The organism is Streptomyces sp. NPDC006691, from assembly GCF_042869955.1.
Taxonomy (GTDB): domain Bacteria; phylum Actinomycetota; class Actinomycetes; order Streptomycetales; family Streptomycetaceae; genus Streptomyces.
This window is the reverse complement of record NZ_JBIAGW010000009.1, coordinates 122,251-135,884: the sequence shown is the minus strand read 5'-3', so window position 1 is coordinate 135,884 and position 13,634 is coordinate 122,251. Positions and strand designations below refer to the sequence as shown.

Sequence of the window (13,634 nt, the reverse complement as noted above, 5' to 3'; positions counted from 1 at the left end):
GAAGCGGGGTTCGCCCGGGCCGGCCGCACGGCCGGCCCGGGCGCGGGGGACCGGCGGATCAGACCAGGTCGAACCGGTCCAGGTTCATGACCTTCGTCCACGCCGCCACGAAGTCCCGCACGAACTTCTCCTTCGCGTCGTCGCTCGCGTACACCTCGGCGATCGCGCGCAGCTCCGAGTTGGAGCCGAAGACCAGGTCGGCGCGGGTGCCGGTCCACTTGATGTCGGACGAGCCGGCCTCGCGGGCCTCGAAGGTGTTCTGGTCGGCGGACGTCGACTTCCACGTCGTGCCCAGGTCGAGCAGGTTGACGAAGAAGTCGTTGGTCAGCGTCCCCGGCCGGTCCGTGAACACGCCGTGCGCGGACTGCTGGTGGTTGGCGCCGAGCACGCGCAGGCCGCCGACGAGGACGGTGAGCTCAGGGGCGCTCAGGGTCAGCAGGTTCGCCTTGTCGAGCAGCAGGAACTCGGCCGGAAGCCGGTTGCCCTTGCCCAGGTAGTTGCGGAACCCGTCGGCCGTCGGCTCCAGGGCGGCGAAGGACTCCACGTCCGTCTGCTCCTGCGAGGCGTCGACGCGGCCCGGCGTGAAGGGCACCTCGACGCCGACCCCGCCGTCCTTGGCGGCCTTCTCCACGCCCACCGAGCCGGCCAGCACGATCAGGTCGGCGAGCGAGACCTGCTTGCCGCCGGACTGCGCCGAGTTGAACGCCGAGCGCACGCCCTCCAGCGCGCGCAGGACCGTCGCCAGCTCGTCGGGCTCGTTGACTTCCCAGCCGCTCTGCGGCTGGAGACGCAGGCGAGCGCCGTTGGCGCCGCCGCGCTTGTCGCTGCCGCGGAACGAGGACGCCGACGCCCACGCCGTGGACACCAGCTGGGAGACGGTCAGGCCCGAGGCGAGGATCTGCTCCTTGAGGGAGGCGATGTCCTGCGCGTCGACCAGCTCGTACGTCCGGGCCGGCAACGGGTCCTGCCACAGCAGTTCCTCGGCCGGGACCTCCGGGCCGAGGTAGCGCACGACCGGGCCCATGTCACGGTGCGTCAGCTTGTACCAGGCGCGGGCGAACGCGTCGGCGAACGCCTCGGGGTTCTCCAGGAAGCGGCGCGAGATCTGCTCGTACGCCGGGTCGACGCGCAGCGAGAGGTCGGTGGTCAGCATCGTCGGGGCGTGCTTCTTCGACGCGTCGAACGCGTCCGGCACGGTGTCCGAGCCCGCCCCGTCCTTCGGCCGCCACTGGTGGGCGCCCGCGGGGCTCTTGAACAGTTCCCACTCGTAGCCGAAGAGGATCTCGAAGAAGCTGTTGTCCCAGGCGGTGGGCGTGTTCGTCCAGATGCCTTCCAGGCCACTGGTGATCGCGTCGGCGCCCACGCCGGTGCCGTGCGTGTTCTTCCAGCCGAGGCCCTGCTGTTCGAGCCCGGCGGCCTCGGGGTCGTCGCCGACGGCCTCGGAGGGGCCCGCGCCATGGGTCTTGCCGAAGGTGTGGCCGCCGGCGATCAGGGCGACGGTCTCCTCGTCGTTCATCGCCATGCGGCGGAACGTCTCACGGATGTCGCGCGCGGCGGCGAGCGGGTCCGGGGTGCCGTTGGGGCCCTCGGGGTTGACGTAGATGAGGCCCATCTGGACCGCGCCGAGCGGGTTCTCCAGCTCGCGGTCGCCGGTGTAGCGCTGGTCGTCGAGCCAGTTGGTCTCGGGACCCCAGTACACGTCCTCGTCGGGCTCCCACACGTCGGCGCGGCCGCCGGCGAAGCCGAACGTCTTGAAGCCCATCGTCTCCAGGGCGACATTGCCGGTGAGGATCAGGAGGTCGGCCCACGAGATGCTCTGGCCGTACTTCTTCTTGACCGGCCACAGCAGCCGGCGGGCCTTGTCGAGGCTCACGTTGTCCGGCCAGCTGTTGAGCGGCGCGAACCGCTGCTGCCCGGCCCCGGCGCCGCCCCGGCCGTCGCTGATGCGGTACGTGCCCGCGCTGTGCCACGCCATGCGGATCATCAGCGGGCCGTAGTTGCCGAAGTCGGCCGGCCACCAGTCCTGCGAGGTGGTGAGCACCTCCGCGATGTCCCGCTTGACCGCCGGGAGGTCGAGGGCCTTGAACGCCTCGGCGTAGTCGAACTCCTCGCCGAGCGGGTTCGCCACGGCCGGGTTCTTGGCGAGGATCTTCAGGTTCAGCCGCTCCGGCCACCACTGGCGGTTTCCGCCGCCCTGGGTCGGGTGCGGCGCGCGCTCGTGCGCGACCGGGCAGCCGCCCGTGCCCTCCGTCTTGGGGTCGGTGACGATTGCATCGGGATTCTCGGACATGGCAATCCTTCTTGACTCGGTGGATCACGGTGCTGAGGAACTGCGAGCGGTGAAACGGCCGGAACGAGGGCCCCGCCGGACGTCCACGGCCTCGTTGCGGTCACGGGCCGGAGGCGGTCAAGTAGCGGGCCGCGCGGACGACTTGGCAGGACAATACGGCCCACGCGATCACACGCCCCGGAAGGCGACACGATGGCGGCGGGACGGTCGTCGACCCGGGTGACCGTGGTCGCGGGCGGGCCGGCGCGCGGGCGCGGGCCGACGCCCGGCGTCTTCGCGGCGGCGATCCCCCATGACGTCTCTGTCTCCCGGGTGGGTGGGTCCTGGTGGGCTGGGTCCTGGTGCGGAGGGGACCGGAGTCTCCCGATCCCTAGGCTAGCGGCGCCATCGATCCTACGATGGACCTAATCCAAGTCAAGAAGTACACCAAACCCGTATCCGTTCGGGGCTCCGGAAGCTCAGGAAACTCCGGAATCCCTCGCGGGGCCGGGGGGAATCTCGTAGGGATCCGGGGGAACTCCATGACCGATGACCGATGACCGATCAACAGGCCCTGTGGCCCGATAACCCCCACCCCATGACCCCATCCACTCCTGAACTGAACCGTGGACAGGTGAACCGATATGAGTGACCTGCTCGAACGGCTGCGAGGGCGCGGCTGGCGGATGACGTCCCAGCGGCGCGTCGTCGCGGAGGTCCTGGCCGGCGACCATGTGCACCTGACCGCCGACGAGGTGCACGTCCGCGCGTCCCAGCGGCTCCCCGAGATCTCCCGGGCGACCGTCTACAACACCCTCGGTGAACTGGTCTCCCTCGGGGAGGTCCTGGAGGTCTCCACCGACGGCCGGGCCAAGCGCTACGACCCCAACGCCCACCACCCCCACCAGCACCTGGTCTGCTCGCACTGCGGCACCATCCGCGACGTCCACCCCGTCGGCGACCCGCTCGACGACCTCCCGGACGGGGAACGCTTCGGCTTCACGCTCGCCCGGGCGGAGGTCACCTACCGCGGACTGTGCCCGGCCTGCGCCCCGGACGTGTCCCGCAGCCAGGTCCCGTCCGGAAATGAGTCCTAGCCGACACCTCGCGAGCCGTGTCGAAGTTGGGCTGAACGGGTGAGCGGCGTCATCATGGCCGGATGCAGATACAGCACGTGGGCGAGGTGGTCCGGTGAGCAGGTACGACGTCACCGACGAACAGTGGGAGGGGCTCGCCCAGGTCGTGCCGCTGCGCGGCCGCAACGAATGGCCGTCCAGAGCGGATCACACCACGATCCCCGGCGATTACGCGACCGTCGAACAGCGGCGCTTCATCGTCCTGCGCGTACAGATCTTCGCGGACGCCCGTGAAGTGGCCGAATACCTCATCGCCCAGATCCCGGTCCTGCTCGACCTGACCGGGGCCGACCCCGAAGTCGCCAAGCGGATCCTCGACTTCAGCACCGGTGTCGTCTTCGGCCTCGGCAGCGGAATGCACCGAGTCGACCGCAATGTCTTCCTGCTCGCCCCGGCCGGCACCGAAGTGGAAGGCATCGCCGCCGCAGCCGTCCCGCATCCCTGACCGACCCGGCCCGCCCAGGACCGTCCCGCAGCGCCCTGCCGTCCCTCATTCGTAGGAAGGTCAACGAGGCGGAACGGTTCGTCAGATTTCGGGCTGCGTACGGTCCCGGTCATGACCCTCGCGACCACCAACAGTGACCGAATCGGCCGCCCCGATCGACCCACCGTCACCGAATTACGGCTCTCCGCGTTCCGGACCCACCGCGGCGCGGCCATCCCGCTCGGCCCGCTCACGCTGATCACCGGGCCCAGCGGCAGCGGCAAGTCCAGCGTCCTGGAAGCGTTCGAGGCCCTCGCCAGACTCGGCTCCGGCGCGGCCCTCGGCCAGGTCTTCCGCGACCCCGCCGGCTGCGTACCCGAACGCGCCGAAGCCGACGCGCAGGGCCGGCGCGGATTCCGGATCGGCTGCACGGTCGACGGGCCGGCCGGACCCGTACGTCTCGACCTCGCCGTGCAGGCCGAACCGGAACTCCGTGTCGTCGGCGAACGTTTGACGAGCGAAGGCCAGACCCTGCTCAGCACCGCACTGCGCGATCCGGGCCGCTCCACCGTCCAGGCGGCCTGGCACACCGCGGGCGCGGTCCCCGTCACGCGCGCCCCGCTGCCCGACGACCGGCTCGGCACCGCGCTGCTGCCGCTGCGCGTCGCGGGCAAGACCGAAGGGCAGCGGCGCGTCCTGGCCGCCGCCGAACAAGTCGTCGTGGCCCTGCGCTCGGTGTTCCCCTGCGATCCCCAGCCGCAGCGGATGCGGGCACCCGTCGTCCCCGGCCAGGGCGACGGCGGCGGCCGGCTGCGGCGCGGCTGCGACAACCTCGCCGAAATCCTGCGGCGCACCCGCATCGAATGCGGCATCCGGCACGGCCGCCTCGTCGCCGCGGCCCGGGCCGGCTGCGTCGGCCCCGTCACGGGCCTCACCACCGAAGAACTGGCCGACGGCACGCTGCGAGCCGTCCTCGCCCGCGGCGCCGCCCGGCACGGCACCCCCGTCGACCGGCTCGGCGAGGGCGAACTGCGCTACCTCGCCCTCGCGCTCGTGCTGCTCACCGGACCCGGCGTCCTCGCCGTCGACACCGTCGCCGAAGTACCGCCCGCCATGCAGACCCTGACCGTCGTCGCCGACGGCCTCGACCGCGCGCTCGACCCGCGGCAGAGCCGCGAACTGATCGCGCTGGCCGCCGAGATGTGCGCCCGCGGCCACATCCGTCTGCTCGCGGCCGTGGGTGACGGCGTGAGCGCCCCGAAGACCGACGGCACGACGGTGGTAGACCTGGGGCCGTGAACCAGGAACTCGACGTACCGGCCCTGCAACGCAGACTCGCGGCCTTCGCCGCCGCCCGCGACTGGCAGCCGTACCACACCCCGAAGAACCTCGCCGCGGCCCTCAGCGTCGAGGCCTCCGAACTCCTCGAAATCTTCCAGTGGCTGACCCCGGAGCAGTCGTCCGGGGTGATGTCCGACGCGGACACGGCCCACCGCGTCACCGACGAAGTGGCCGACGTCCTGGCCTATCTGCTCCAGCTGTGCGAGGTGCTCGGCATCGACGCCCTGGCCGCCCTCTCCGCCAAGATCGACCGCAATGAACTCCGGTTCCCCGCAGCGAAATCGCCCAAGACACCGGACAGCTCGCCGAACAACTCGCCGACGGACACGGAGAGTCACTCTTCTGAGTGACCGAGATACTCACAATCGGCTTGCTGTGCACAGATTTCCGATTTCCTCTGGCTTTCCGGGCCGCTCACGCTCACGCTAGGTAGTGGACGCGAAGCTCGGGTCCCACAGACGAACGGGGAAAGCGGATGGACGCGGTACGGCTCCTGAAAGTCAGCCAACACGCCCTGGCCCAGAGCCGGGCCGTGCTCGACATCGTGGCCGAGGCCTGGCAGGCGCAGGCCCTGGCCCAGGCCATCGGCGGCCACCTCGCGGCGACCGGCCCGCCGGAACTGAGGGGTGAGGCCCGCGGTCTCGGCGAGGCCGGCAGCCGGGGCTGTGCCGTCCTCGATCACCCGGGGCTGCGCCGCGACGGCATGCGCGCCGCCCAGCTGTCCGAAGTGACGGACGCGGCAGCCACGTTGACCTCTCTGGGGGTCCTGCTCGGAGACGTCGCGATGGCGCTCGTCTCGGTGGCCTGCGCGACGGACGAGGAGGGGCTGTACTGGCAGTGCATAGAGGCCATCGACGCCGCCGACGAATCGAGCGACAGGGTTCGCGGAATGCTGCGCCGGCTCACCTTACGAGACCGCGACAGGCCTACCGAGGTGCTGCGCGACTCGACCACGGGACCACCATGACGCGGGGCGGCCGCGCGCGCTGCCGGGTCGCCCTGCGGCGGTGGCGAAGGAGCACCGGCTCCCCGGCCCGAACCCCGCTCATCCGCCACCCCCCTCGCCGGACCTCTGCTTGCCCGAGGGTCACCCGGGGCCCGGCTCTGCCAGCGACTCTCGCTCTCGCACTGCTCGGGGTCGTCGTTCCTGTACGCCTGCTGCGTCTGCGTCTGCGTCTGTGTCTGCGTTTACGTCTGTGGCCGTGGCTCCGTCGGTGCCGGCACCTGCGCCTGTGGGGGAGCCTCCGCCTGGGCCTGTGTGGGAGCCTCTGCCCGCGTTGCTGTCTGCGGCGGCTCGGCCGGGCCGCTGTCGGACGCGGTGCGGTCGGCGGTGGACTGGAGATCCGCGTCGAGCTGCGTCAGATCGGCGCTCAGTGCGGCCATCAGCTCTTCCATCTGCTGCAACAGCCCCTTCGGCGCACCCTCCTGCCCCGATGCGGACTGCGGCGCCGACTGTTGCGGCACAGACTGTTCGGGCACGGCTTCCTGGGACATGGCGGCCTCCTCGGCCCAAGCCCTCCCGCGGGGCGGGCGGGGCGGAGAATCGGTCGACGCACCGGCCAAGGCCGCCGACACGCGGGCCGGGCGGTCCGGCTCCGCCCGAGCCAACGACCGCTCGGCGCTAACGTCACTGGTCAGAGGGGTCGCGGCGGTCCATTGCAACGAATATTCACCCGACCGGGCTTTCGTTGGGCGGGTGGCGCGGACAGGGTTGACGGCGGTCCGACGGTGCAGGATGGAGACATGGATCTTCGCATCTTCACCGAGCCCCAGCAGGGTGCCGGCTACGACACCCTCCTGACCGTCGCCAAGGCCACCGAAGACCTCGGCTTCGACGCCTTCTTCCGCTCCGACCACTACCTGCGCATGGGCTCCGCCGACGGGCTCCCGGGCCCGACCGACGCGTGGATCACGTTGGCCGGCCTCGCCCGCGAGACCAAGCGGATCCGCCTCGGCACCCTCATGACGGCCGGCACCTTCCGGCTGCCGGGCGTGCTCGCCATCCAGGTCGCCCAGGTCGACCAGATGTCGGGCGGCCGGGTCGAACTCGGCCTGGGAGCAGGGTGGTTCGAGGACGAGCACAAGGCGTACGGCATCCCCTTCCCGAAGGAGAAGTTCGCCAGGCTGGAGGAACAGCTGGCCATCGTCACCGGACTCTGGGCCACCGAGGTGGGCCACACCTTCGACTTCAACGGTACCTACTACCAGCTCAGCGACTCGCCCGCGCTTCCCAAGCCCGCGCAGACCAAGGTGCCCGTCCTGGTCGGCGGACACGGGGCGACCCGTACACCGCGCCTCGCGGCGCAGTACGCGGACGAGTTCAACATCCCGTTCGCTTCCATCGAGGACAGCGAACGGCAGTTCACCAGGGTGCGGGCGGCCGCCGAGGCCGCCGGCCGCCGGGCGGACGACCTCGTGTACTCCAACGCGCTGGTCGTCTGCGTGGGAAGGAACGACGCGGAGGTGGCCCGACGGGCCGCGGTCATCGGACGGGAGGTGGAGGAACTCAAGGCCAACGGACTCGCGGGCTCGCCCGCCGAAGTCGTGGAGAAGATCGGCAAGTACGAGGCGACCGGCTCGTCCCGGATCTACCTCCAGCTGCTCGACCTCGACGATCTGGACCAGCTGGAACTGATCTCCTCGCAGGTACTGCCCCAGCTGACCAGGGCCTGATCGTGCGACCCGCCCGGACGCTCGCGACGGCCCTCGCCGAGGGGCCGGTCGTCCTGGACGGCGGGCTCTCCAACCAACTGGAGAGCCAGGGCTGTGACTTGAGTGACGAGCTGTGGTCGGCCCGGCTGCTCGCGGACGACCCGGCGCAGATCCAGGCCGCGCACGCGGCCTATGTCCGGGCGGGCGCCCAGGTCCTGACCACGGCCGGCTACCAGGCCACCTTCGAGGGCTTCGCCCGACGAGGGCTGAGCCATGGCGATGCGGCGCGGCTTCTCGCCAGCAGCGTTGAACTGGCGCGCGGGGTAGGGCAGTTGGGCCGAATGGAGACGGGGGTGGAGGCGGCGGAGGCGGCGGCGGGGGTGGGGTGGGGGAGGGGGGAGGGGGGAGGCCCCCCAGCCCCCCAGTTCTGGGTAGCCGCCTCCATCGGCCCCTACGGCGCCTACCTCGCCGACGGCAGTGAGTACCGGGGGCGGTACGGGCTGAGTGTGCGGGAGTTGGAGCGGTTCCATCGGCCGCGCATCGAGACGCTGGTGGCGGCGGAGCCCGATGTGCTGGCGCTGGAGACGGTGCCGGACGCCGACGAGGCGGAGGCGTTGTTGCGGGTGATCGACGGGTGCGGGGTGCCGGTGTGGCTCTCGTACAGCATCGAGGGCGGGCGCACCCGGGCCGGGCAGGATCTGGCGGCGGCGTTCGCGCTGGTGGCGGGGCTCGATCAGGTCATCGCGGTCGGCGTGAACTGCTGCACCCCCGCCGACGCCGACCGGGCGGTGCCGCTCGCGGCATCGGTCACCGGTAAGCCGGTGGTGGTCTATCCGAACAGTGGCGAGCGGTGGGATGCGGAGGGGCGGCGCTGGGCGGGCGGGTCGACGTTCGATGCGGGGCGTGTGGGGGAGTGGGTGGCGTCGGGTGCGCGGCTCGTCGGCGGGTGCTGCCGGGTGGGGCCTGCGGAGATCGCCCAGTTGGCGACCCAGGTGCGCGGGCCGGCGGCGTAGAACTGCGCAGTACGGCACCAAGAGCCCGCCGGGGTCCCCGGGTCCGACCGGTCCCCCGAGCCAGGCCAGGCCCCGAGCCCAAGTCCTCTCCCCGAGCCAGGCCAGGCCCCGAGCCCAAGTCCTCTCCCAGAGCCAGGCCAGGCCCCGAGCCCAAAACCTTTCCCCGAGCCCGGCCAGGCCCCGAGGTCAACACCCCTCCCCGAGCCCGGCCAGGTGCCCGAGCGTCGTACCTTTCCCCGAGTTCAACCAGATCCACGCTCGGTCCGGCTCGGGGAAAACCGCTGGTGAGCGGGGAGGATGCCACGTGATACTCGTGGGGTGTTCCTGACAATAACGACCACCGGCACCCCTGAAAGCCCTGCGACCGACCTCGGTTTCCTGCTGCACAAGCATCCCGACAACGCGCAGCGCTTCTCCACCTCTCACGGCACGGCGCACGTCTTCTACCCGGAGGCGACCGCCGAGCGCTGCACGGCCGCGCTGCTCCTGGAGGTGGATCCCGTCGCTCTCGTGCGACGGGGTCAGGGCAAGGGCCGGGGCGGTGCGCCCGACGCGGCGCTCGCGCAGTACGTCAACGACCGCCCGTACGCGGCGTCCTCGCTGATGTCCGTCGCGCTGTCCAGCGTCTTCAAGAGTGCGCTGCGCGGGGTGTGCGCCGCGCTGCCGGAGCGGGCGGCGGCGCCTCTGCCGCTGCGCGTCGAGGTGCCCGCGCTGCCCGCCCGGGGTGGTGCGGAACTGGTGCACAAGCTGTTCGGGCCGCTCGGCTGGGGCTCGGTGAGCGCCGAGCCGATCGTGCTCGACGAGCGGTTCCCCGAGTGGGGCGACTCGCGTTACGTACGCCTCGTACTCGAAGGCGAGCTCCGACTGGGCGATGCGCTGCGGCAGTTGTATGTCCTGCTGCCCGTGCTCGACGACGCCAAGCATTACTGGGTCGCGCCGGACGAGGTGGACAAGCTGTTGCGGGCGGGGGACGGCTGGCTGGCCGAGCACCCCGAGCAGAAGCTGATCACCAGCCGGTACCTGTCGCGCCGTTGGGGCCTGGCCCGTGAGGCGATGGAACGGCTTGAGCTGGTACGGCTCGCGGAGGCGGACGGTCTGGACGTCGAGGAGGTCGACAACGCCGTCGACGAGAGCAGCGACACGGCCGAGAAGCCGGTGCCGCTAGCCGTACAGCGACGGGCCGCGATCGTCGCGGCCCTGGAGGCGGCCGGTGCGAGCCGCGTGCTCGACCTCGGCTGCGGCCAGGGTCAGTTGGTGCAGGAGCTCCTCAAGGACGCGCGCTTCACCGAGGTCGTCGGGGTCGACGTCTCCATGCGCGCGCTGGCCGTTGCCGCGCGACGGCTCCGTATCGAGCGGATGACGGAGCGTCAGTCGAAGCGGGTCACCCTGTTCCAGGGCTCGTTGGCGTACACGGACAAGCGGCTCAGGGGGTACGACGCGGCGGTGCTCAGCGAGGTGATCGAGCACCTGGACCTGCCGAGGCTGCCGGCCCTTGAGTACGCGGTGTTCGGGTCGGCCCGGCCGCGCACCGTGGTCGTGACGACGCCGAACGTCGAGTACAACGTCCGCTGGGAGTCGCTGCCCGCCGGGCATGTGCGCCATGGGGACCACCGGTTCGAATGGAGCCGTGCCGAGTTCGCGGCGTGGGCGCGTGGCGTGGCCGAACGGCACGACTACGCAGTCGAGTTCGGTCCTGTCGGACCTGATGACCCGGAGGTGGGCCCGCCCACCCAGATGGCGGTGTTCACCCTGATCGGTGAGGGCCGCCAGGAAGCGGGCACCGCCCGCGCGGCGACCCGGACCTCGGCCACGCCACCCGCACGGTCCACCTCATCCACCCCGTCCACCTCATCCACCTCGCCCGCCGCATCCGCCCCGACCAACCCGATCTCCACGACCGCCACGACCACCCCGACCGAGCCGAAGGAGGCGACCGCAGCATGAGCTCCGAGACCGAGACCGAGACCGAGACCGAGACCAAGGGCGAGGCCGAGACTCGGATCGGCGGCGCGGCGGTCCAGCCCACCCCGAACCCCCCGCACCCCTCGCGGACCCTCGCCGTCACCGACCTTTCCCTGGTCGTGCTGGTCGGGGCCACCGGTTCGGGCAAGTCGACCTTCGCGCGGCGGCACTTCAAGGCGACCGAGGTCATCTCCTCGGACTTCTGCCGGGGCCTCGTCGCGGATGACGAGAACGACCAGGGCGCAACCCGGGACGCCTTCGACGTGCTCCACTACATCGCGGGGAAGCGGCTCGCGGCGGGCCGGCTCACCGTGGTCGACGCCACGAACGTGCAGCCCGAGAGCCGCAAGCACCTGGTCCGGCTCGCACGCGAGCACGACGTGCTGCCGATAGCGATCGTCCTGGACCTGCCGGAGGACGTCTGCGCCGAGCGTAACGCGCGGCGCCCCGACCGGGCCGGTATGCCCCGGCATGTGATCGGGCGTCACCGGCGTGAACTGCGGCGCGGATTGCGCGGGTTGGAGCGCGAGGGCTTCCGCAAGGTGCACGTGCTGCGGAGCGTGGAGGAGGTGGAGCGCGTCGAGATCGCCATCGAGCGGCGCTACAACGACCTCACCCACCTCACGGGTCCCTTCGACATCATCGGTGACGTCCACGGCTGCCGGTCCGAACTGGACACGCTGCTCGGGAAGCTGGGGTATGTCGACGGCGTCCACTCCGAGGGGCGCACCGCGGTCTTCGTGGGAGACCTCGTCGACCGTGGGCCCGACAGCCCGGGGGTGCTGCGCCGGGTGATGCGCATGGTGGCCGACGGCAACGCGCTGTGCGTGCCGGGGAACCACGAGAACAAGCTCGGGCGTTACCTGAAGGGACGCAACGTCCAGCACACGCACGGTCTCGCGGAGACCATCGAGCAGTTGGAGAAGGAGGACGAAGGCTTCAGGGGGCAGGTCAGGGAGTTCATCGACGGGCTCGTCAGCCACTATGTGCTCGACGGCGGCAATCTCGTCGTGTGTCACGCGGGTCTGCCCGAGAAGTATCACGGGCGTACGTCGGGCCGGGTCCGCTCGCACGCGCTGTACGGGGACACGACCGGCGAGACCGACGCGTTCGGCCTGCCGGTGCGCTACCCGTGGGCGGAGGACTACCGCGGACGCGCGGCGGTCGTGTACGGACACACTCCCGTGCCGAACACCTCGTGGATCAACAACACCATCTGTCTGGACACGGGTGCCGTGTTCGGCGGGAAGATGACGGCGTTGCGCTGGCCGGAGCGCGAGCTTGTCGACGTGCCGGCGGAGCGGGTCTGGTACGAGCCGGTCAAGCCGCTGGCGACCGAGGCGCCCGGCGGGCACGAGGGCCGGCCGCTCGACCTGGCCGATGTGCACGGGCGGCGGGTCGTCGAGACCCGGTTGATGGGCAAGGTCGCGGTGCGCGAGGAGAACGCGGCGGCGGCCCTGGAGGTCATGAGCCGGTTCGCGGTCGACCCGAGGCTGCTCGCCTACCTTCCGCCGACGATGTCGCCGACCGCGGCCTCCGGTGCGGACGGCTATCTGGAGCACCCGGCGGAGGCGTTCGCGCAGTACGCGAAGGACGGCGTCGCGAAGGTCGTGTGCGAGGAGAAGCACATGGGTTCGCGCGCGGTGGCCCTGGTGTGCCGGGACGCGGACGTGGCGCGGGAGCGGTTCGGGGCGCCCGGCGCGACGGGGGCTCTGCACACCCGCACCGGGCGGCCGTTCTTCGACGATGCCGCGGTGACCGAGGAGGTCCTCCGGCGGCTGCGGTCGGCGGTGTCCGCGGCCGGGCTGTGGGACGAACTCGCGACGGACTGGCTGCTGTTGGACGCCGAGCTGTTGCCGTGGTCGGTGAAGGCTTCGGGCCTTCTGCGCTCGCAGTACGCCGCGGTGGGCGCGTCGTCCGGGGCCGCGCTTCCGGCCGCCGTCCGCGCCCTCGACGCGGCGTCGGGCCGGGGTGTCGACGTGGCGGAGCTCGCGGAGCGGCAGCGGGAGCGGGCCGCGGACGCGGCGGCGTTCACCGAGGCCTACCGGCGCTACTGCTGGACGACCGACGGTCTCGACGGGGTACGCATCGCGCCGTTCCAGATCCTCGCCGCGCAGGGGCGCAGTCTGGCCGCCGTGCCGCACGACGAGCAACTGGCCTGGCTGGACCGGCTGGTGGAGCACGACCCGTCGGGGCTGCTCCAAAGGACCGGGCGCCTCGTCGTCGACACCGGCGACGCGGCATCGGTGCGGGCCGGTGTCGACTGGTGGCTGGAACTGACCGGTGCAGGTGGCGAGGGCATGGTCGTCAAGCCGCTCCAGGCGCTGGTCCGGGACGGCAAGGGGCGGCTGGTGCAGCCCGGTATCAAGGTGCGCGGCCGGGAGTACCTGCGGATCATCTACGGTCCCGAGTACACCCGTCCGGACAACCTGGAGCGGCTGCGGCAGCGCTTCCTCGGGCACAAGCGCTCGCTCGCCCTGCGCGAGTACGCGCTCGGCCTGGAGGCGCTCGCCCGGCTCGCCGACGGGGAGCCGCTGTGGCGGGTGCACGAGGCGGTGTTCGCCGTCCTGGCCCTGGAGTCGGAGCCGGTCGACCCCCGGCTCTGAGTCCGCCTCGGCTCCGAGCCCCGGTCTCGGTGCCGCTCATCCTGTGGCTCGGTCCCGGCCTCGGTCCCGGCCTTGGTCCCGCTCACCCCGTGCCCCGGCCCCGCGCCGCGCGGCAGCCGGCGCGACAGCCGGCGCGGCAGTCGGCACGGCGGCCCGCCTCGGCGGTTCGCCGTGCGGCGCGGCTGCTGTGTTCGCCGGGTGAGGGGGGCCGTCGCGGGACAGGATGGGGAC

The 13,634-nt window shown here is 71.6% G+C and carries 11 protein-coding genes; 9 read left to right on the top strand and 2 right to left on the bottom strand.

Annotated elements, in window-relative coordinates; all coding sequences use genetic code 11:
• Positions 1 to 58: 58 nt before the first annotated feature.
• Positions 59 to 2,290, bottom strand: a complete 2,232-nt coding sequence (gene katG / locus ACFYNP_RS21220) for a catalase/peroxidase HPI (RefSeq protein ID WP_388787202.1) — start codon at positions 2,288 to 2,290, stop codon at positions 59 to 61.
• 623 nt (positions 2,291 to 2,913) lie between these two features.
• Between katG and ACFYNP_RS21215 the strand changes: the two genes are divergently transcribed.
• The 5 genes from ACFYNP_RS21215 (at position 2,914) to ACFYNP_RS21195 (ending at position 6,137) form a co-directional block, all read left to right on the top strand.
• Entirely contained in the window at positions 2,914 to 3,366 is a 453-nt protein-coding gene (locus ACFYNP_RS21215; RefSeq protein ID WP_388417487.1) for a Fur family transcriptional regulator, read from the top strand.
• A 94-nt stretch (positions 3,367 to 3,460) separates the two neighbouring features.
• Positions 3,461 to 3,850 (top strand): cell division protein SepF, encoded by a 390-nt coding sequence (locus ACFYNP_RS21210; RefSeq protein WP_100575988.1) that lies wholly within the window; start codon positions 3,461 to 3,463, stop codon positions 3,848 to 3,850.
• Between the two features lie 111 nt (positions 3,851 to 3,961).
• Entirely contained in the window at positions 3,962 to 5,128 is a 1,167-nt protein-coding gene (locus ACFYNP_RS21205) for an AAA family ATPase (RefSeq protein ID WP_388787199.1), read from the top strand.
• Positions 5,125 to 5,520 (top strand): nucleotide pyrophosphohydrolase, encoded by a 396-nt coding sequence (locus ACFYNP_RS21200; RefSeq protein ID WP_388417494.1) that lies wholly within the window; start codon positions 5,125 to 5,127, stop codon positions 5,518 to 5,520. The genes ACFYNP_RS21205 and ACFYNP_RS21200 overlap by 4 nt, the downstream gene beginning before the upstream one ends.
• 125 nt (positions 5,521 to 5,645) lie before the next feature.
• The gene (locus ACFYNP_RS21195) at positions 5,646 to 6,137 is read left to right on the top strand and encodes a DUF6099 family protein (protein WP_388417497.1); all 492 of its coding nucleotides are present in this window, start codon (positions 5,646 to 5,648) and stop codon (positions 6,135 to 6,137) included.
• A 221-nt stretch (positions 6,138 to 6,358) separates the two neighbouring features.
• Here ACFYNP_RS21195 and ACFYNP_RS21190 read toward each other — a convergent pair whose 3' ends face one another.
• Positions 6,359 to 6,664 carry a hypothetical protein gene (locus tag ACFYNP_RS21190; RefSeq protein ID WP_388417499.1) on the bottom strand — a complete coding sequence of 102 codons (306 nt, stop codon included), beginning with the start codon at positions 6,662 to 6,664 and terminating at the stop codon, positions 6,359 to 6,361.
• A 249-nt stretch (positions 6,665 to 6,913) separates the two neighbouring features.
• Between ACFYNP_RS21190 and ACFYNP_RS21185 the strand changes: the two genes are divergently transcribed.
• The 4 genes from ACFYNP_RS21185 to ACFYNP_RS21170 all read left to right on the top strand — a co-directional run bounded on the left by ACFYNP_RS21185 (position 6,914) and on the right by ACFYNP_RS21170 (position 13,403).
• The gene (locus ACFYNP_RS21185) at positions 6,914 to 7,843 is read left to right on the top strand and encodes an LLM class F420-dependent oxidoreductase (RefSeq protein ID WP_100575993.1); all 930 of its coding nucleotides are present in this window, start codon (positions 6,914 to 6,916) and stop codon (positions 7,841 to 7,843) included.
• A gap of 2 nt (positions 7,844 to 7,845) precedes the next feature.
• Positions 7,846 to 8,835, top strand: coding sequence for a homocysteine S-methyltransferase (gene mmuM, locus ACFYNP_RS21180; protein ID WP_388787196.1), 990 nt, complete (start codon positions 7,846 to 7,848; stop codon positions 8,833 to 8,835).
• Between the two features lie 318 nt (positions 8,836 to 9,153).
• Positions 9,154 to 10,779: a 3' terminal RNA ribose 2'-O-methyltransferase Hen1 gene (locus tag ACFYNP_RS21175; protein ID WP_388787193.1), complete on the top strand. Its 1,626-nt coding sequence runs from the start codon at positions 9,154 to 9,156 to the stop codon at positions 10,777 to 10,779.
• A complete protein-coding gene (locus ACFYNP_RS21170) occupies positions 10,776 to 13,403 on the top strand; it encodes a polynucleotide kinase-phosphatase (protein WP_388787190.1) in 2,628 nt (875 codons plus the stop codon). Before ACFYNP_RS21175 ends, ACFYNP_RS21170 begins: the two co-directional genes overlap by 4 nt.
• Positions 13,404 to 13,634 lie beyond the last annotated feature (231 nt).

Excerpts from the sequence above, each read along its gene's own strand:
- ACFYNP_RS21215 (WP_388417487.1), top strand. The coding sequence starts at position 2,914 with ATGAGTGACCTGCTCGAACGGCTGCGAGGGCGCGGCTGGCGGATGACG.
- ACFYNP_RS21195 (WP_388417497.1), top strand. The coding sequence starts at position 5,646 with ATGGACGCGGTACGGCTCCTGAAAGTCAGCCAACACGCCCTGGCCCAG.
- katG (WP_388787202.1), bottom strand. The coding sequence starts at position 2,290 with ATGTCCGAGAATCCCGATGCAATCGTCACCGACCCCAAGACGGAGGGC.
- ACFYNP_RS21190 (WP_388417499.1), bottom strand. The coding sequence starts at position 6,664 with ATGTCCCAGGAAGCCGTGCCCGAACAGTCTGTGCCGCAACAGTCGGCG.
- ACFYNP_RS21185 (WP_100575993.1), top strand. The coding sequence starts at position 6,914 with ATGGATCTTCGCATCTTCACCGAGCCCCAGCAGGGTGCCGGCTACGAC.
- ACFYNP_RS21170 (WP_388787190.1), top strand. The coding sequence starts at position 10,776 with ATGAGCTCCGAGACCGAGACCGAGACCGAGACCGAGACCAAGGGCGAG.
- ACFYNP_RS21205 (WP_388787199.1), top strand. The coding sequence starts at position 3,962 with ATGACCCTCGCGACCACCAACAGTGACCGAATCGGCCGCCCCGATCGA.